The organism is Oceanispirochaeta sp. M1, assembly GCF_003346715.1.
GTDB lineage: Bacteria > Spirochaetota > Spirochaetia > DSM-2461 > DSM-2461 > Oceanispirochaeta.
On sequence record NZ_QQPQ01000044.1, the window covers coordinates 17,489 to 37,496 of the forward strand.

13 protein-coding genes are annotated in these 20,008 nt (G+C 38.5%); 7 read left to right on the forward strand and 6 right to left on the reverse strand.

Annotated features, from left to right (window positions below):
• The first annotated feature begins 61 nt into the window (after positions 1-61).
• The gene (locus DV872_RS21805; RefSeq protein WP_114632092.1) at positions 62-745 is read left to right on the forward strand and encodes a hypothetical protein; all 684 of its coding nucleotides are present in this window, start codon (positions 62-64) and stop codon (positions 743-745) included.
• 94 nt (positions 746-839) lie between these two features.
• On the opposite strand, the gene DV872_RS27015 is transcribed toward DV872_RS21805, so the two are convergent.
• Complete coding sequence (locus DV872_RS27015) at positions 840-986, reverse strand: hypothetical protein (protein WP_172359216.1); 147 nt, start codon at positions 984-986, stop codon at positions 840-842.
• Positions 987-1,545: 559 nt separating this feature from the next.
• Between DV872_RS27015 and DV872_RS21810 the strand changes: the two genes are divergently transcribed.
• A complete protein-coding gene (locus DV872_RS21810; RefSeq protein WP_114632093.1) occupies positions 1,546-4,356 on the forward strand; it encodes an ATP-binding protein in 2,811 nt (936 codons plus the stop codon).
• A 619-nt stretch (positions 4,357-4,975) separates the two neighbouring features.
• Here the strand turns inward: DV872_RS21810 and DV872_RS21815 are convergent.
• Positions 4,976-5,614 carry a type 1 glutamine amidotransferase family protein gene (locus DV872_RS21815; protein ID WP_114632094.1) on the reverse strand — a complete coding sequence of 213 codons (639 nt, stop codon included), beginning with the start codon at positions 5,612-5,614 and terminating at the stop codon, positions 4,976-4,978.
• A gap of 48 nt (positions 5,615-5,662) precedes the next feature.
• Positions 5,663-6,175, reverse strand: coding sequence for a cysteine hydrolase family protein (locus tag DV872_RS21820; protein WP_114632095.1), 513 nt, complete (start codon positions 6,173-6,175; stop codon positions 5,663-5,665).
• Between the two features lie 70 nt (positions 6,176-6,245).
• Between DV872_RS21820 and DV872_RS21825 the strand changes: the two genes are divergently transcribed.
• On the forward strand, positions 6,246-7,229 hold the full coding sequence (locus tag DV872_RS21825; RefSeq protein WP_230391643.1) for a YafY family protein: 984 nt from the start codon (positions 6,246-6,248) through the stop codon (positions 7,227-7,229).
• A gap of 791 nt (positions 7,230-8,020) precedes the next feature.
• Here the strand turns inward: DV872_RS21825 and DV872_RS21835 are convergent.
• On the reverse strand, positions 8,021-9,913 hold the full coding sequence (locus tag DV872_RS21835) for a methyl-accepting chemotaxis protein (protein WP_114632097.1): 1,893 nt from the start codon (positions 9,911-9,913) through the stop codon (positions 8,021-8,023).
• A 431-nt stretch (positions 9,914-10,344) separates the two neighbouring features.
• On the opposite strand from DV872_RS21835, the gene DV872_RS21840 reads away from it, so the two are divergent.
• Positions 10,345-11,256, forward strand: coding sequence for a phage/plasmid primase, P4 family (locus DV872_RS21840; RefSeq protein ID WP_114632098.1), 912 nt, complete (start codon positions 10,345-10,347; stop codon positions 11,254-11,256).
• Positions 11,257-11,490: 234 nt separating this feature from the next.
• Entirely contained in the window at positions 11,491-12,093 is a 603-nt protein-coding gene (locus DV872_RS21845) for a M48 family metallopeptidase (protein WP_114632099.1), read from the forward strand.
• A gap of 597 nt (positions 12,094-12,690) precedes the next feature.
• Here the strand turns inward: DV872_RS21845 and DV872_RS21855 are convergent.
• On the reverse strand, positions 12,691-12,852 hold the full coding sequence (locus DV872_RS21855; RefSeq protein WP_114632101.1) for a dienelactone hydrolase family protein: 162 nt from the start codon (positions 12,850-12,852) through the stop codon (positions 12,691-12,693).
• Positions 12,853-13,649: 797 nt separating this feature from the next.
• Entirely contained in the window at positions 13,650-16,364 is a 2,715-nt protein-coding gene (locus tag DV872_RS21865) for a UvrD-helicase domain-containing protein (RefSeq protein WP_114632102.1), read from the reverse strand.
• A 1,043-nt stretch (positions 16,365-17,407) separates the two neighbouring features.
• Between DV872_RS21865 and DV872_RS21870 the strand changes: the two genes are divergently transcribed.
• Positions 17,408-19,645: a hypothetical protein gene (locus DV872_RS21870; RefSeq protein ID WP_147283238.1), complete on the forward strand. Its 2,238-nt coding sequence runs from the start codon at positions 17,408-17,410 to the stop codon at positions 19,643-19,645.
• Positions 19,646-19,732: 87 nt separating this feature from the next.
• The coding region (locus tag DV872_RS21875; protein ID WP_114632104.1) for a DUF4258 domain-containing protein at positions 19,733-20,008 on the forward strand (276 nt) is incomplete at its 3' end.

The following is a 20,008-nucleotide window of genomic DNA, read 5'->3' on the forward strand; positions in this document are numbered from 1 at the left end:
GGATACGGGTTTTGATACGAACGGAATCTATTTCAAAAATGACGGAAAAATAGCGAATACTGTGCATTCGATTACAGTTTCCTCGAATGGAGATATCATCTGGTGTGGTAGGGGCAGTGGATCAGATAATAGTCACGACATCGCATCTGTGGGTATCATTGATTCGGCTGGTATAGTAGACGATGTATTCGGAGTTTCAGGGAAATATGAACTTGATGGAAACGGAACAGATTCATTTTTTGTCCTGACGATTGACAGCAGCGGCAGCATTTATGCCGCAGGAAAAACGGTTAGTACAAATATACCGGGAAACAGCAATTCCGGTGAAGGAGATTTTCTGGTGGTTAAACTCGACGCATCAGGCAGCCCGTATCCCAGTTTCGGCCAAAACGGTATCTTTGTTTACGGTAGGAGCGGGGATGAAATGATTGATTCAATTGCTGTCAGTGAATCAGGAAAAATCTATGTGTGCGGCTCCAGCGCGTCCACTGATATCAGCGGTACAGTTAACAAAGGAGACCTGGATATTTTAATTCTTCGTCTCAATCCGGATGGAACATTTGACGAAACGTTTGATGAAGATGGTAAAATTATGATCGGGGGAAGAAATACCGATATTGTGAATGAGTTGAATATAACGGAAAATGGGAGAGTCTATGTATTTGGCAGCTCTGCCTCGCCTGATATACCGGGCACCACCCTTTTCGGTTATGATGATTTTATGATCACCGTATTTCATGATTAGTCATCAGATACCAACTCAATCAGCATTTTTTAAATGGATACTCACTGCCTGGTTGTATAGCTTTGGAAAGCAGTTGATCTGTTGCCAGATTAATTCATATTCCAAATATATCTTTTGCGGTAATGTTTCGAATCAGTTTTGAATTGGCATAAACATCCCGTTCCCACTCACCTGCCTGTACGCGGTTTGCCATTGCTTTTTCCATTTCAGCTCTGCTTACACAACGGTAATTGATGCTCATTGAAAAATGAGAAGCTATGGTAATGATCCTGTCATAGGGAATTTTGCTGATATATTGTTCTCTATGTTCTTAGAAAAATATTTTCCATGTTATCGGCTCATACAGCTAACGGCCCTTTCAACATTTTTCCATCCCATATAATTCAGATCTGTTGGTCCAGCCTACAATATGACAGGTTTGTTTAATTCTTCAGCCGCTTCAAGAATTGCTCTGACGGAATCCAGCGACCAGAACTAAAATGCTCCCACAGCGTATCCCTCTGAATCAGCTTTCACTAAAAGGTCTTTCATCATTACTTAACTCATCGCAACAGTCCTTTATTGCTAACTTGTTTATTAACATTATTTCTCACGTCATTAATTAATAGATAATGATGTGCCTTTTTGATTTCCGGACACTGGCGTCTCCGTACCGCTTCAGTTCCGATTTGACATATACCATGGCTTCTACTATGTTTGAAATTGATGCAGAAGAACGAAGTGCGTTATACCGACCGCTCAGAAAATCCGTATGAGCCGGGTGTCCGTACAAGTGAAACCACGGGACGTATGGTGAGGGCATGAAAAGAACATTATCCGTCAAAACCGCAGTCATGGCGCCTTTCATTGTTGTATTCCTGCTGACTTTACTCGTCATGGGTCTCATTCTGCATAATAATTACAGATGGTTTTCTAAAGAGCAGGGGGAGCGGATCGTCAGCGCCCTTATGGACAGCTCCCAGCAGAAATTCCACGCCATGCTTCACGACCCGCTTACTTTTAATCAGTTGTACACAGAGACAATCGCCCAGCAAAAGCTGTTCGGATCGGAAAAAATTGAACAGGTAGAGGAATATACCATCAGGATCTGCAACATCATCCTGAATGACTTCCCTCAAATCAGCGTTGTGGCCTTCGGTAATGAACAGGGAAACTACACCGGTATTCGCCTGGATCACAAAAACCGGATATTGAACCTGATGCTTCAGGACTCAAGAACAGACGGGACGTTGCGTATTTATGAAGGAGAGTCTACATATTCCGCAATCCTCGCTGAATATGAAGACTACGATCCCAGGGTCAGACCCTGGTATGTCCCTGCGAAAGACCTGGGCCGGGCCCTATGGACGGAGATCTATGTCAATTACGACGAACGCATGGAGGCGACCATTTCCTCTTCCCTACCCGTGTTCAACAGCAGCGGGCAACTGGAGGGCGTCTCGATTATTGATGTCAAACTTGAAGGGATCAGTACGTTTCTTCTGGATCAGCAGAAGAAGGCTGGCGGCGCTTTTTATATCACCGATGCCCGGGGTCAGATTGTCGCTCATTCTGATGAAACCCCCGTCGTTATTCCCATAAATACACAACCCCCTTCCGGCGAATGGCATTTAGCCATAGACAGCAGGAATGAGATTATCCGGGAGACTGCAGAGTACCTGGCCGCACAACCGGAATCCCGCGAGAAAACATTTGAGTTTGAAATACAGGGACGACCCTATGTCGGCCTGCAGAGGGAAATGGAAGAACCTGCCGGACATCAATGGAAAATGGTAATCGCCCTTCCCCAGAGTACCTATGTGGAAACCATTCAACAGCAACTGACAACGTCCTTTGCCATGATCATACTGGTTATTCTGTTTGGATTGGCATCCGGTTTTTTCATGATGAGAGAAGTCACCCGCCCCATTATTCAGAGTGCGGCCGCCGCTCACAAGTTCCAGCTCGGTACCGTAGGACCAGAGCTTGAGGATATTGGCAGTTCCCGTTTTCGTGAGACCTCCGAGCTGCTTGAGTCATTCAGCGCTATGAAATCCCGCCTTGCCAAAGCTTTCCGTGAAACAAAGAATGCTGAGGACGAACTGCAGCGAATCAACAGGATTCAATCCCTGATTCTGGACAACAGCGCGGTGGGTATTGCATTTGTGCGTGATCGTATTTTCGAATGGGTGAATCCGAGATTGTCCGAGATGCTCGGCCTTCCACCGGATCAAGTAAAGGGAGCTTCCACTCGTATCATCTACAACTCGGACGAAGAATTCGAATCGAGAGGGCGCGAGGTGTATACAGCTCTCTCGAAAGGCTCCCGGTACGAATTTGAAATAAACATACATCGCAGAGATGGCAGCGAGTTTGATGGAAGAGTTGTAGGTAGAGCGGTTGATTCCACCCATACTCAGGAAGGTTTTATTTGGATATTCGAAGATATAACCCATCGCAAACAGTCGGAAAAGGAAAAACTGCTTCTTGAATCTCAATTGCGTCAGGCACAGAAAATGGAGGCTATCGGCCAACTGGCGGGCGGAGTGGCACACGATTTCAATAATATCCTTACGGCTCTCATCGGATACGGTAATCTTCTGGAGGAGGAACTCGATCGGGACAGCCCGGAGCAGGCTTATGCGCAGGAGATTCTGGCGGCATCTGAAAGAGCGGCAGGTCTGACAAAGAATCTTCTGGCTTTCAGCAGAAAGCAGGTTATGGAACTGAAGCTGCTGAATGTCAACGCCATGGTCACCGGAATGGAAAAGATGCTGCGCTGGCTTATTACGGAAGACATCGAACTGGTAACGGTGTCAGCCGACAGAGACCTGATCATTAAGGCCGATATCGTACAGATGGACCAGATATTACTGAATCTGGCCGTAAATGCGCGCGATTCCATGCCGAATGGGGGCAGACTGACCATTGAGACGGCAATATCTGAATTTGATGATGATTTTGTCCGGACCCATGGTTTTGGGGAACCGGGAATTTACGCCTCTTTATCAGTTTCCGATACCGGAATCGGGATGGACAAAGAGACCCAGGCTAGAATTTTCGAACCTTTCTACACCACTAAAGATATAGGAAAAGGAACTGGATTGGGGTTATCTACGGTATATGGGATCGTGAAACAGCACAATGGCTACATTTCCGTGTATAGCGAGCCGGGCATAGGGACTACAATTCGGGTGAATCTTCCCATGGTGCAGGATTCGGAAGAGGACAACACGGCCCTTCCCATCACGGATTTGAAAGGCGGCAATGAAACGATTTTGCTTGCAGAGGACGACATCTATTCGCGTAAACTTGTCAGCCTTGTGCTCAGCGGACGAGGATACTCTGTGGTGGAATGTGTGGACGGGGTGGATGCCGTCGAACGCTATGGCGCACTCCGGGACAAGATCGCCATGATTATACTGGATGTCGTCATGCCCCGGAAAAACGGGATGGAAGCGTACAATGAGATAAAGGCGATAAAGCCGGACGCAAAGGTACTGTTCGTCAGCGGTTACACCGCCGACATCGTTCTGGGAAAAGGGTTTTCCGATGCGGAGACCGATTTCCTTTCCAAACCTCTATCTCCGAGTATATTATTGATGAAAATCCGGGAGATCCTGGACAAATAGATTTCTTTTTCAAAGAATAACAGATCAGAAACGGTTTTATCAGGATAACGTACATGAGCCTTCAGTATAACTGAATCATATGTAGGAAAATATCATGATACCATCATTAAATGCAGCAATTAGATTGCCTTATATAGTTTCATATATGTATAGAAGAATAATCTAACTATGAAATCCTTTTTTGATTGGATATGTACGTTGATCCTTTTTTCTAAAATAGTGACGCAGGAAATATTCCGTGATCTGTCCCAATCCTACCTGTCCAGGTAACTAATTGCCTTTAGGGACTATCTTTTTTTTGTATCAGGCGGTATTAGGTACCGAATTGATTCTATGGCACCAAAGAAGGATGACCATCAATATGTGTTTGATACAGATCCGATACTGAATCTGTATCCATCTTTTAATTTCGATTCATTTGACGTGATATTTCCGACTTCATTTCCATGCAAACAAATCTGGAAACGATATAAATCGGGGCCGGAGAAGTTATGTGACTTAACAGGCCACTGGGCAACGGTTTTTTCTTTATCCGCTTTGCACGGCGGGTAAATTTAAAGATTGTTTGTTAGTCATCCCATATGGTCTATGTCCCCGTTCTGTTTATGACAAAGGTGGATCAGTTTTCATTGCTAGACGGCAAAGTTTGCATGAGGGCAAAGAAATGTTTAGGCTCACCGGTACTAAAATATTCATACCAGGATTCCAGTGTGTTTGATTGAAAAACACCTAAATGCTCAATAATTTGTTTCGCCCACAACAAAGCTCCGGTGGAACTTGCAGTAATAAGATTGTTATCCGCTACAGATGGCTTGTCTATATAGAAACTTTGCCCTTTATATCCAGGAGAAACCATTTCAAGAAATCCCGGTCCATTACTGGTATGCGGACGCTTATCCAATAGCCCAACGTTGGCGAGTGCAGCGGTAGCCCCACAGATTGCACACACCATAGCGCCTAAAGAGAGAAATTCGCTTGCTTTTTCGATGATAGCGCCATGCTTTGGGTCGTTCCATGTATCTGCGCCCGGTAATAGCAACATGCTTGTTTCACTCACAGCAATATCATCAATTAAGCAATTGGGCTCTATTGTCATCCCACCCATTGTATTGATTGGCTCCCCAGAATAACTAATCGTTTTGAGCGATACAAGTTGCTCGCCCTTTTTGAAAAATCGACCGGAATTCAGCTCCGAAATAACATACCCCAGTTCCCAGTCGGCTAAAGTATCAAGAACGTAAACATAGATATTAAACATAATATTCCTCCATTTTCATTGTGTTTCTAATTCGCAGTATTTATAATGTTATTGTGATTCAAAGATGTGATTAAGCAACAAGTCATTTAAGCCAATGATTTTACTGCCTTTACTTTCATAATAACGCAGCATTTCGTCAATTTTCCTTTTATCATAACTGGTAACACAATCTGATAGGACATTGACGCCATAATTTGCTTTGCGTAAGTTGTAACAGGTCGATTTTACACAAGCAATAGCATCTGCACCTGCTATGTAGAAATCACATATCTCATTTTTACTAATAAAGTCTGTAAATTCTTCACAGCTTAATGCGTTTCCTTTGGATTTTGTAAAAACATTTTTTGATACTATTTTTAAGTCTGAAGCGAATTCAGACCCATGTGTATTGGGCTTAAAAGTCCTTGTGCCGGCTGATAAATTTTCATGCCTTATATAAACAAGATATATTTTATTATTGACTGCCCAATCAATAGCTTTGTTGATATTGCCAATAACATCCTTGTAATTCTTTGTTATGTCATTTTGAATATCGATTATTACTAAGGCTTTTTTCTGCATAGTGTTTCCTCCTGATAGGTTGATTGATTTGCTTACTTTGTTATTATACGAGGTAATTGTTGACAACAGTATGGCAACAATCCATATTGATAATAAGAAACTTTTAGTAGGCGGCTATCAGATGAAAGTTGACAGGCTTGTTAGCATTATAATGATACTCCTTGATAAAAAGCGTATAGGCGCACAGGAGTTAGCAGATATGTTTGAAGTTTCACCCCGCACAATCTACCGCGACATAGACACTATCAACATGGCGGGTATTCCTGTTCGCTCAACATCAGGAGTGGGCGGCGGCTTTGAAATCATGGAGAAGTACAAGATTGATAGAAAGGTTTTTTCGACTGCCGACCTTTCCGCTATCTTGATGGGGCTTTCCAGTCTTTCCAACATGATACGAGGTGATGAACTGGTAAGCGCCCTTGCTAAAGTCAAGAGTTTTATCCCCGCCGACAAATCGAAAGACATTGAAATAAAAACAAATCAAATATATATAGATTTAAGTCCGTGGATGGGTAACAGGAACATACAACCCTATTTAGAAATTATTAAAACAGCTTTACAGGAAAGCAAGCTACTGACCTTTGAATATGCAGACCGCTACGGAAATAGAACCGTACGAACAGCCGAGGCGTATCAGCTTGTATTGAAAAGTAGTCATTGGTATTTGCACGGTTATTGCCATAAAAGAAATGATTTTCGCGTATTTAAACTATCCCGCACATCAAACCTAAAAATACAAGATGATTTTTTTACACCACGAGATTATCAAAAACCGCAGTTAGATTTTGCTGAAGTTTTTGCAACGATGCAAACAACAATCAAAATTCGTATTCATAAATCTGTCATGGACAGGGTGCTTGATTTCTGCACATATGAACACTTTTCACCAGAGGGTGATGAGCATTGGATTGTTAGTTTTCCTTTCATCGAGAACGAATACTACTACAATATTATTTTCAGTTTTGGGGATAAATGTGAGTGTTTAGAGCCGTTACATATCCGCACAGAAATGAAGCGTAGAATCCATGATATAGCTGCCATATATGAAAGTTAAGAAAAACTGAGGAATGGTAGTGATCATGCAATATCTTTTTTTCTCTGCTCTGCCCGCAGGGTCTTTAGAACTTCGACTTAATTCGACATCCTGGCCATTGACGATTTCAAATCTTTGATACATGGATTTATTATTCTTAGTTTAGTATACATTGCCCATTTGTTGACATCTATAAACCCAATTTTCTTATACATTTACTCTGATATAATATACTTTACCTGTATTAGTTATTATTTCATTTCCAAAACTATCACGGGCGTCATCAGATAAATCAAACTCATCTATACTCTTTTGAAAATTAAATAATTCATCTATTTCGTTAATAGTCGCCTTTAGAGGTTTCAGATTCGTTATGACTGTCCTAAACGTTTCTTTTTCTAACTCTGACAAATACGATTGCTTTATATTCTTAAATTTCACAATTTTTTGAAGTTGTTATATAGAGTTTTCCAGACCACTCACCATTATTGCATCAGGGTAATTTATTCTTATATTTGCCATTTCTTCAATAGAATCATTACCTGTAGCAGATATGCAAAAATATTTATAATAGCGCATTAGTAGTGAATTTAAATTATTATCTGGTTTCCATAAATCTAAAAATGCTTCATTTAGACTGAAATTTTCAATATCTCCAATAAAGAAACAATTCTCTGTGGAACGTTTAATGAGAGAATTCAGGAGTATGATTTAATCATCATCACTACAATTAATCATAGATCATATCCTTTTATTTATTATATTATTTTGAATCTATAATAAATGGCCCTCTTCAACCATACTGACCTCACCTATTCCGTTTCAGTATTCAGTTTATACTGACCAATATCTTCAGAAATAATTTGCATCTTTTCAGTTGTATTTGAAGATTGTTCTTGAATTGATACCATTGCCTGATTAATTTCTTTCATACCTGTTGAAACCTCATACATAGCCTGTCTTATGGTCGTAGTAATCATTGTAAGATTGCTTATTGAACTCAAAACCTGGCCAGTACCAGTATTCATTTCCTGAGAACCGTGCCTGACATTCTCAGTAATCTCTGTCACGTTGGATAAAGCTTCTGAAATTTCCCGCCCACCAGCATTCTGCTCTGAAACCGCATGACTTATTTCTTCAACAACATCATTAACTCTGGCAATATTTGTTTGTAAGACTCCAAAGGATGATTCTGTCTCCTGTGAAGCTACAACTGTACCTTTTACCATTTCTATTTCCTGAACAAGAGCTTGATCAATCGATTTAGATTGTTCCTGAACCGTTACGGCTAGTTTCCTTATCTCTGAAGCTACAACATTGAACCCTTTACCGGCATCTCCTGCATGAGCTGCTTCTATTGCAGCATTCATTGCCAGGAGATTCGTTTGTGAGGCCAGATCCGCGATGAGCTTATTAGCATCGGTAAGCTTCTTTGCATTATTTTGAAGAAGATCTGTGCGGGTTACAACATTTTTCATGTTGGTACGCCCTGTCTCTGAAATAATCTTTAATTCTGTTAAGTAGCCTACTACTGAACTATTAGTTTTATCTACACTGGCTATACTTGCAAGCATCTCTTCGATTGTAGCTACAGATTGTGTTATATTTGCTGATTGATCCTGAATGGATTTTGATAGAGAGTCTATATTCCCTGTTATCTGTTCTACAGCTGCAGAAGTTTCATCCATTGTTTTACTTTGATTTAAGAGTTGATTATCAACATTCTCAACACTAGCCCTCATCTCATCTGTGGAAGCAGCAATTTCATCAACATTCGATTGAAGATCCAAACCATTGAGATTCAGCTCTTTTATAAGATTTTCCATTGCTTTAAGGCTTGTAGAGAGTTTTTTTTGCATAGAGTTAAAAGAGTCAACTGCCAATCCGACTTCGTCTTGTAATCCTCTTACAACAAATGAGCTAAAGTCACCCTTCCCTGCTTTCTCTATTCCACGAGTTAAATTGACCACAGGTGTTATTATTGATTTATTATACTGCAGTGCGGTAACTATTGTTCCAAGGAGCAATAGAACTATTGGAAAAATATTACGCTTTATAATAATACTTATTGATTCCTCAAAAACTAACTCATTTGAAGATATGAAATCCATTACTTCAATATTGAAACCAAGAATCAATACCATTCCAAGGATTGATGGAACAAGGGTCACAATAAAGCCCTTAAAGGCCATCGGTAAAGTCAAATTCTGGCGGGTCACAGTATACCAGGATGCTAATTGTTCTACCTGAATATTTATATACAAAGAAAGAGGCAGGATAATCAATGCAATTAAACCAAGTCCCTGCATTACAGCCGTAAGAATAAGTACCGAATTATTTCCAAGAACCGCAAGGGTCAGAAAAACAGGCCCGGCAATGATATTTATTCCCTCAATTAATATGAACAGAGGTAGTATGCCTGCAGCATAGTTACTTGCCTTTCTTTGTATCTCTGGTTCTTCTGAATTATAGTTTTTAATTAAAAATCCTGTTATCCTCTTAACCATAAAGAGTGTAAGAAGCATGGTAATCAGGCTTATCACAGGAGTTGCCGGGAGTGTAAGCATCTTTACTGCTTGATCTTTTGTGATGATTCCAGAGGAGATTCTAAGTAATATCCATACCGGTGGAGGTAATAGAAACCCTATTGAGGAAGCAATGTAAAGTTTTGCTCTGATTTTTATTTGTGACTTTTGTTCTAACATATCGATATTAATATATTGTTATTACTTATCGAGTCAAGGAGAATTCAGTTTTTTATATATATGTTTTTCATAATTATAATAAAGTAAAAGGTCTAATAGAGTCATTATTACTTATGATTTTTCATTATTTATACAATTGGTATGGAACATTTGTATATTTATTATCAAACATTAGAACTGTGGGTTTTGGTAATCTCGTATTAAAATTAAATACTAAAAAATAGGTTACAGCTTTTATTCTTTGACATATTGGACAAGGGTCTAAATACAACATTGTGACTATGATGATTTCCATATTCCCCTACTCCTTTCATAAAATGCTGGTAGAATCTTGGAACTGACCCTCTGTCAATCAGAGCTAACTTGAAAAAAAAGAAGAGAATATTTGAAGATTCAAAAATAATGAGAAATAGCTGAGTTCTAATTATAAAATGAGTATATCCAATTGTAAGGCCACAACCAGCTCTGATCCCCGGATAAGAATTGCTCCGGATGCCCTGGACCAGGATCAGTTTCTCTTTAACTGTGCCAACGGTGTTATCGACCTGAAATCAGGCCGTCTCTCCCCCCATGACAGGGAGAGGATGATCACAAAGTACTCTCCTGTCCCCTACAATGAGGAAGCCCTCTGCCCCCACTGGAAGCAGTTTTTAAAGGATATCTTTGATAACAACAAGGAACTGATCAAGTTTATACAGAGATTCCTGGGCTGCTCCCTCACAGTTGACATGTCCTGTCAGTCCATGTTTATCCTCTACGGACGCCTGGCAGAGTCTGTGATAAAGAGACTCACGGGAAACGACATGATCAGTGCAAGATTCCTCTACGGGGAGTATTTCCAGTTTATTCCCACATTCAAGATCGTCATGTCCACCAATCACAAGCCCCGGATCGGCGGGATGGATCACGCCATCTGGCGGCGGATAAAGCTGATCCCCTTCCTCCAGACCTTCTCCGAAGAGAAGCAGGACAAGAAGCTCACCGGGAAGCTGGAGAAGGAGATGCCCGGCATCCTCTCCTGGATGGTCGAAGGCTGCCTCCGCTGGCAGAGAGAGGGACTGGGCGGCGCCGTGGCCATCAGTGATGCCACTGACGAATACAAGACAGAGATGAGTGATGTTCAGATGTTCCTGGCAGAAAAATGTGAAAGGGATGAACTGCAGATGATCCAGTCCTCTGTGCTTTACAAGGAGTACACAGCCTGGTGTGAGGAGAACCATGAGAGGCCCAGGAGCAACCGGAACTTCAGCATAATGCTGAAGGAGTCAGGGATGGATAAGGTGAGGCAGAGCGTCGGGATATTCTGGCTTGGGATCAAGATAAGGAAGGAGAAGGGCTGTTAGAGGGTGAAAGTTCATCCTTTTGGTCGATATAAGGATTCTTTTCAATATTCTAAAATAATATCAGAGACTGACTGCTGATAACGGATAGAAGTCTACTGAGAATGTTTGCAATACTCCAAGGAGCTTTTCATTGATAAAGAAATTACGACTTAGAAGAGCCACAATTGCATTTGTAGATAAAGCCATCAGTTCATATGAATATATTGATAATCCGGTAAAACGAATGAATCAATAATGAAAAATAAGATAATTATCATTTTAATACTTTGCTCTTTATTGTCTGCTACATGGGCAGAGACTCAGCAAGAGGATGTCCTTTCTGAATACTCTCGTGTTTTCGGTCTGGAAGCTTCGCGAAGCAATGATTTTGATGAGATTATGAACGGAATTCGGTATATTGATAATTTGCTGACTAAGAATGAAGCAAAAGTAATAACGAGTATTTACTACAATAGAGCACAACTTTATTATAAACTGGGTGAATATGACGAAGCGATAAATTCATTGCAGGTCCAGAATCCTATAAACAATTATTATAAAGCCACTCTATACATAAAGTTAGGGAAATTCTCTGAAGCAGAGTCTTTGTTCAATCCTATACTATTTAGCTATGAAGTAATATTGGGGAAAGATGATTTATCTCCTGATCAACGAATCCATTATCTGAATAATGCCATATTAATACATAGATTCTTAAAGAAGAGTATATCAATAGAAAAGTTAAGTGAATTTAGTTCTAAATATAAACTTTCTGATAAGGAGCGTCAGCAGTTGCTATCCTCTCTCGAGTACAATATGGATATTGATGAGTGCCTTCGTGGTATGTGGCCCGAATAGTTTTATCAGATACCGATAACTAGCATTCCGTCTACAAGGAGTTAGGTTTGTATTACTTTAATGCTCGGTGGTTGCAAAAGTAGCAGTTGAAGTTTTATCTAAATCATCTCCAGAGATCCCTGGTGTACAAACAGAACTAAGATTCCAAGTGATGGTGATAAGCTAAAAACAAGTAAGAAGGATTAAAATGGTTTGTCTTAAAAATAAAACATGGTTTGTTATACAGGTCTTATTTGTACTACTAATGATAATAAATGCTCTATATAGATTCGTAAGTATATACAATCATAGCTATGATTATCTGGTAATGAGTATTATTGATATTTTGTATCTAATAATTGTAATGATCTTCCAGAACAAAAGTACAAGATTTAGTATTCTTCTTCTCTTTACCATTCTTGTATGTAAAATAATATTCATTTCTCTTATTAACATAAATATTCCCAATCAAAATATAACCGTAATTTTATTCACAATAGCTTTAGCTGGACATATATATTTATATCTAAAGAGAGCTTGATTTAAATAATGCAATTGAAAATACTTAACACTCACCCAGAAACCCACTGCCGATAATCATGTCAGGCTTCTGTCTATTTAGTTCTCATATGAATATGCTTCATCGAATCCGCTGTAATTATCTGTATAAAGAGAAGGTAAAGAAACTGAAAAGCCTGATTTTTCCAGAAGAGCTTTTAATTCTAACAGATTCTTTGTTTTCCCATATATTTCATGAATTAATAATATATGTTTTTTCACTTAAAATATAATTTCCTATAACCTATCTCAAGTAGACAGAAATTGGTTCATCAGCAGTGAATATATATTGTTTATGGGATTACAGGATACTTTGATAATCAAATATTCCTGCAATTATTAAGATGTTTGCACTTGCGATAATACTATTGAGAGTTGAGAATAATTTGTCCTTGGTAAATGCATCATTCTTAACGGCATTGTCAGGTACATCTGTACATGATTTCCCAAATTGAGATAGATGCCGAATCAGGTTTGCTTTCGCTATGTACCGTTCACTTCCTATTGCTTCCTTCAGACCCTGCCGTTACCAGCAACGCCCTTGCAATTCGGATTATCTTCCCCCTGATCAGGGCGATGTCTCTTTCTTTCAAGAAACTGGGTTTGCCTGCTTCGCTGGGCAAACAAAAAAGGAGCCTGAAAGGCTCCTTGATCGATATTATATAGCCAAAAGTGGGAATTGAACCCACGACCTACGCTTTACGAGCTCTAATTCCTTACTCTACAACCATTTACTACTGAGAATAACTATTACATATAAACCACTAAAATGAAAGCATTTATACTATTTATTTTCATTTTTCTTTAAACAACCGTTACTTTCCATGAACTACTGATAACAACCAAAACAGGCTGTTTTGTGTACACCTTTTGTGTTACACCTACTTAACATATTTTAAGTGGGCGTATGGTGTAACATGGAGGAAAAAGTAAGAACCTTAGAGATGCTATTCAATAATCAATTTGTAAAACAAAGATACGGTCACCTCTCAGGATTTTGCAAATCATTTAAAAAAAACTCACTTGGTATACGACTTAATCTTTCTTGTATAATTGCATGCCAGAATATCGTCACCTCGGTAATTTGAGCATCCGAAGAACTGACCGTATTTTCCTTCACGGACAAGCAGGCTACCACTACATTTTGGGCATATTGGAATATTTGCATTACAGCCAGGATTTGTGCATTTTCTATATTCACCAGAATCTATTAAGATTCCAGCATCACAAAATGGACAGACACTCTGAGTATGACGACACATTGGGTACTTTGAACAGCCGACGAATGAACCATGCTTTCCTTTTTTAATTGACAACATCCCTCTTTCACAATCGGGACATCTGATTAGTGGAATGTTATTGGGATACTCTCCAGTAATGATTTCGTTTTCACATATGTTGTAATCTTTTGATTCCAACTCTTCCATAAATGGTGAAGGATCAAGAGGATTAAATATCAGATAGACTCGCCTTTTTGCTCTCGTCAATGCAACATAGAAAAGCCGTCTCTCTTCTGCATATGGATAGGACTCTTTGTTTGGTAGAAGCAGTTCAAGAATATCATCAATAGGTTTCTCTGCTGGTAACTCATCAGATAGTAAACCAACAAGAATGACGTAGTCTGCTTCCTTACCTTTAGAAGCATGAATACTCATCAGTTCAATAGATACATTGCTAAATTGTTGATGAAGTCGGTTTAATATTCCAGACTCTCTGAATTCATTAAATAAGTAATGATATCTCGCTAAGACCAAGACTTTTGTTTTCTTAATATTGTTCTGACTTATTTTGGATACAGCTAATTGAAGCCCTTTCAGGTTCGACTGTGTCTTCACTGTCGAGACTTCGGGCTTTTCTGATATATTGACCGTATTAAGATTTTTCCTAAGCTGATACGGGTTCTTCTGGATAAATGTAGATGAACAAAGGCCAATCTGATCATTAAATCGGAAGGTTGTATCCAATACGGTTTTTGCTGTATAGCCAAACTCATCTTTAAAGTTGACCATCATGTTCAAATCACTACCAGTAAACCTGTATATTGACTGCCAGTCATCCCCTACGACAAAGAGTGATATGGATGGATCTTGCTCTATGAGGCTCTTTACCAAACCCGCTCTTGCTGGACTGATATCCTGGAATTCATCTACAAGAATATGCTTGTACTGATTTCTATATTTGCCTTCAGAGACATATGCTGTAGCCTTTCTGATCATATCTGAAAAATCTATATCCTCAGTTCTTCTGAGTTCATGCTCATAGGTGTTGTATATTGGTTCCATCAAATCCAGGAGAGTGTCTAAGCGCGTGGAGTCTGGAAATTTGGCAGCTTTTTGATATAGATCTGAAAATGTATAAGCAGTTTGCTTCATTAACAAAATAAAGTTCTTAGCTAATATAGAGAATTCTGATACTTCTCGGTTCTCATTTATCTCTTTTAATAATTGAGGAACTGACTTTTTGATAATCTTGACGTTATGTCTCACCAGTATTTCTTTAAGGATGTCTAATAGCACCCCATTCCGCTGCATATAACTATAGGTCTCAATCAGGGTTGTATTAAAAATCTGATGAAGCTGTCTCTTCCATTCAACACCTTCTTCATATGTATGTTCCTTATTTTTATTAAAAAACTCGGGGGCATTCCCTTCCTCATCTAATGCAAAATGTTCAAGATAGATACCGTAATCAGTTAAGTAGAAATCGGGTTTGTATTGGCCGAAATCCTTGGAGGCTGTATTGTGCTTATAATTTATCTCATACTCATATCTGATAGAAGATGAGAAAAGAAAGTTTGCAATTTGAAACTCTTCATAACTTTTGACATATTCTCCATTCATAGTTTGTAGCTTGTTCTCTTGGACATACTTATTGTATTCGGCTAAAGTCTTAAACTCATCTAAGAGACGGCAAGGGTATCTGTAAAATAACATGAATCGAACATATTTCTTGGCAAATTTCTTATCTTCTGAAAGCCTGATGACTGTGTCATCGATGAACTTCTGCATCAGAAGACCATTTTCAGAGAGTTTACTAAGACTAGGCTTAATTCCTTCAACCTCACTGATTATTTTCAGTCCTAAAGCATGAAATGTGCTCGCTATTGGCAGATGGTCTGACTTTAGACAGCCTTGTAATCTGTCAGAGATTCTATCTTGCATCTCTGTCGCAGCCTTTCTGGCAAAGGCAATCATCAGTATTTCATCAGCTTTAGCTTTTTTAGATTCAATCAGATATCCTGACCGACCAATCATTGTGCTGGTCTTCCCTGTTCCTGCACCAGCAAGGATTAAATTATTATCTTGATCGATGATACAGGCTTTTCTTTGAGATGCAGTGAGTGGGTTCTTTTCAATCAGATCAAAGAAGGTTTCGTAGGTATCTAATTCTTGTTCGATGAACCTGTTGTTCAGATCTTTGATTATGTTTTTTGAATGTTCCATATAGTTTTGGATAATCATGTTTTCCGCTTTATAATTACGTCGAACAAACAGCTTCCATGATATTGAATTGAGCTCGGTTAACTCAATATCGATTTTGCTTTGTAACTGTATCCGATGGGACTCTTTTATATAGATGCCCAGGGTAGATAAGTTGTTGATCTGATTGCATAATTCTTTGAGTGTTTTGTTTACTTCAACATACTTGGTTTGTGCTCTGCTTGAAAGTCGTGAGTAAAGAAGAGGTGAAACACAGACAGAAAAAACTACAACTGCAATAATATAGAGGCTCATATAATAAATGTCGGTTAATACTAAACGACAGCTAACAAAAAAACTAATTGTTTGAAGGCATTGTTTTTATTGTCAATCGAATCTTTAGACCTCATATTTATAGGTTTTAGTTTAGACTTTTAATGATTAGGTTTAAGTGCAGGTATTGAATATGTTAAAAAAATCAGCTGAATCCATCATTTTCCTTGTTTTTTTATAAAACAAGGATATATAATAATATTGGAATTAGAAGTCCTAATGACTTCACAGTGTAATACTCTGAAACACGTATTATGCATCCGCTGATGACTTATCTTAGTCAAAGGTCCAAAAATGTTTTTGCAAACCATTTTTTGGAGTTTATAATGAATGATTTTGTAATGCCCGATGATTCTAAAATATCATTGGAGGTGGGATATCCTGAGCTTGGGATATTCAATCAAGGGCTTCTAAGAAGATTGGAAGAGTTATTACCTGAATCAATTTGTAATATTGATTGTGATTCAGAGGTTGAGGCGAGACTTAAGAATCTTATGTCTCTTAATAATTTCCTTTCAGATTATCCTGGGAAAACGGCTGACTCTGTATTCGATCTCTATTTTTGTCTTAGCTCATATACGTTAGAGCTTTGTGGCAGAGATCTCCAGGATCAGTACCTGAATCAACTCGATTGGTATGATGTTTTTTCATCCTCTCAATTCAATTGTTTCCTATCACAGCCTACAAATGCATTTCTTTTCCAGGAATTATTTGCCGGAAAAAGAAATAGTTGTATTAATAATTTCCTTTCAGATCTGGATTTTTCAGACAAATATAAATTGTTAAAAATAATCCACGATATATCTCCAATAAAACCTTTTATTACCAGCTCAATTATCTGTTCTTTGGAAAATAACCCTCATACTTTGCATGACTTATCTCTTGAAAATTATTGGATATTCGACTTGCCGGTTAATATAAGGAACTTTATTCTCTTGCTGGCAGATCCAAATTCTATTATCAAAGTGATTCCCGGAGAATTCTTTTCTACTGATAAAAATTATGTCAGGTACATTCTCCCATACATGACTGAGGAAAGAAGGATTATTCTTGATCAGTTGTATCATGGGATGACAACAATGGAAGTCTTTAAAAACATTTCTGATTTTGTCACTTTCACTGACGAGAAGGAGGATTGGTTTGCTTGTCAGTTAGATGAGTGTTTTTTACCTTCACCACAACTATCCGACAGTTTTGATGGTCTTGAATCCATTATTGATCATTCATATGAAACTTTAATGATCTTTCTATTGAATAGAATCATTGCAGATAATGAGGGTTTCCAGAAAGCGCTGATTTATGCTGTATTTCAGAATGATTATTCTCTATGGAAACAGATCGACTCTCTCTTCAATGAAGTCAATGATGCAGAAGCTTTCATCAATAAAATCATATCTTCTCTTATTAACACAATTTCAGAAAATACTTTTATTGAAGAGCTGAAAAAAGATCTGAGACATATGGTAATTGATTATTCTCCCAATTATCAACCACCGGTATTATATGAGTTTTTTTTAGATCAATTGCTCATTCATTTATCAGTAAAATATGAACCGAGCAGGAATATACTATTTCTATTCTTTTTCAATTCTTTGTATTCAGGTCCAATGACTCAATACCCGGAAACGAGATGGTACAATACTGAAAAGAGAATAAAATTTTCACAACTTATTCTAGCTGTATTAACCTCAAAAGATGAACAGCAGATTCAGGATTTCTTTAATTTTCATAATATTGAAATTGAAGGATTTGATAATTGTGATTACCTTGCATGGTATGAGTGGATAATTGAGGTTACGACAGAAATCATCATCATTAATCCGGACAATATACAAACAGATATTAGTAAACTGTTTATTCATTTCCTGGGAGACATGAAAAGCCCTACTCTAAAGCTCTTAACAAATCCTGCTTTTATGGATGTGTTCGATCCCATAGTAGAGAACATATACCTGACCCTAAAAAATGAATTGAATAATGGGTACGGTATACTAACATCTATTCTCAGTATCGTTTTAATACATAAGCACTATCAGCCTTATCTGGCATATGTTAAAGATAACCACGAAAGTTTCCAGAATGATAATGCCTGGATTCCCCTACTTGCTCTCAACCCTGATTTCTTTTCAAAGAATTTCATTCTGGAGCAACTCATTGAAAATAGATATTTTGAGTACTATTCAATAGATGACTCCCGCTTGTTCACATTAACAGAAGCAAAAATCAATGATTTTATTCTGGAACAGATTCTACCTAAAAGTTTGACTTATAAAGTACGATCTGACCGGTATCAAAAAATCAGCAGCCTCATTTATAAATGGATGGATGATCCTAAAATGGGAATAAGGAGACGAAGGAACGCTCTAAATGAAACAGGACTGACAATCTTTACAACTCTGACCAGTCGAATGGAAGAACAGAATAATTCCATTTCTCAATATTTGGTTCTGATAGAGAAGATTCTAATCCCCTTAGATGAGATATCATTTATAACTCCTGATCAAATAAATCAATTGAAGAAAGCTGCCCTGAATCAATTGACGCAACTAAGAAAGATTCTACGTGGTTTTGAAGAAAAAACAGACGATTCTGCTTTTATTGATGCCTGTAGTGCGTCAGCTTATATCTTAGTAAGAGTAGATGACCCATCAAAAGTTCTATGCAATTTACTGACATCTTTCAGATTCATTGAAGAACCTACTTTAAACTCAGATCTGGACGTATTCAATGACAAAAGAAACAGTGACTATAAAAATATAGCCCGATCAATACACAACATCCTTGATAAAACACATAAGGATAATGGGTTGAAAATTCGAAGAGATCTGACAGAGTTTCTCATTAAAAAGCTGAAGCCATTGGATAAAATAAACCCTGATAGAATGATCAACCACGTCCCAGACTATATTGGAGATTCCTGGGATGGATGGGCACCGAATTACCCAGAGCCGGACCCAGTCTGGAGGTATGCCTATGTCCATGCCATCAATAATCTGGGAATCCATTCAAAAGGGAGAAATCACTATTATGCACCTCAACTTTTTAAGATAGCTGAAAACGATCCTTCTGAAAGAGTCCAGAAAGCCGCCCTAGATGCAGCAAAGGAACTGAATAGGTTGAGAAAGGGTTATACAACCGGTTCTCATAAAAAACACTTACTGAATGCCTGGTGGTGGATACGTCAGGCCCATTTAATTTCAACAGGGGGAATCCCTGATCACGAAGGAGCAATGAAGACAAGAAATAAAGAAGTTCGAAACTAAAACACAAATAATCATTATTTTTACAAACCAGATACTTCCAGAGCCCTCCATAGCTCCCCTTTAGAAGCCCTGGTAAAGGAGTTTTTTATGAAACAAATTTACATCGGCTCTGCTTACACAATCAGTAAGCATGCAATAACCAGAATGAAATCCCGGAAGATATCTATTTCCGATATCGATTTCATTATCAATCAAGGATTATTCGAAAGATCTGAAAATGACAGAGCCATCTATCATGTTACCCGCCCGCCAGCACTTCCACCACCTGACAAGCTTGGTTTCCACCACTCGACAGTCAGCTCTGCAGAATGTGAACACACTGCATTACCAACTGACGACCAATGGAAAATCATAGAGTCAATT

Bases quoted from the DNA above. Each gene is read 5' to 3' on its own strand.
- DV872_RS27015 (WP_172359216.1), bottom strand. From the start codon at position 986: ATGAGCATCAATTACCGTTGTGTAAGCAGAGCTGAAATGGAAAAAGCA.
- DV872_RS21810 (WP_114632093.1), top strand. From the start codon at position 1,546: ATGAAAAGAACATTATCCGTCAAAACCGCAGTCATGGCGCCTTTCATT.
- DV872_RS21815 (WP_114632094.1), bottom strand. From the start codon at position 5,614: ATGTTTAATATCTATGTTTACGTTCTTGATACTTTAGCCGACTGGGAA.
- DV872_RS21820 (WP_114632095.1), bottom strand. From the start codon at position 6,175: ATGCAGAAAAAAGCCTTAGTAATAATCGATATTCAAAATGACATAACA.
- DV872_RS21825 (WP_230391643.1), top strand. From the start codon at position 6,246: ATGGCAACAATCCATATTGATAATAAGAAACTTTTAGTAGGCGGCTAT.
- DV872_RS21835 (WP_114632097.1), bottom strand. From the start codon at position 9,913: ATGTTAGAACAAAAGTCACAAATAAAAATCAGAGCAAAACTTTACATT.
- DV872_RS21840 (WP_114632098.1), top strand. From the start codon at position 10,345: ATGAGTATATCCAATTGTAAGGCCACAACCAGCTCTGATCCCCGGATA.
- DV872_RS21845 (WP_114632099.1), top strand. From the start codon at position 11,491: ATGAAAAATAAGATAATTATCATTTTAATACTTTGCTCTTTATTGTCT.
- DV872_RS21865 (WP_114632102.1), bottom strand. From the start codon at position 16,364: ATGAGCCTCTATATTATTGCAGTTGTAGTTTTTTCTGTCTGTGTTTCA.
- DV872_RS21870 (WP_147283238.1), top strand. From the start codon at position 17,408: ATGACTGAGGAAAGAAGGATTATTCTTGATCAGTTGTATCATGGGATG.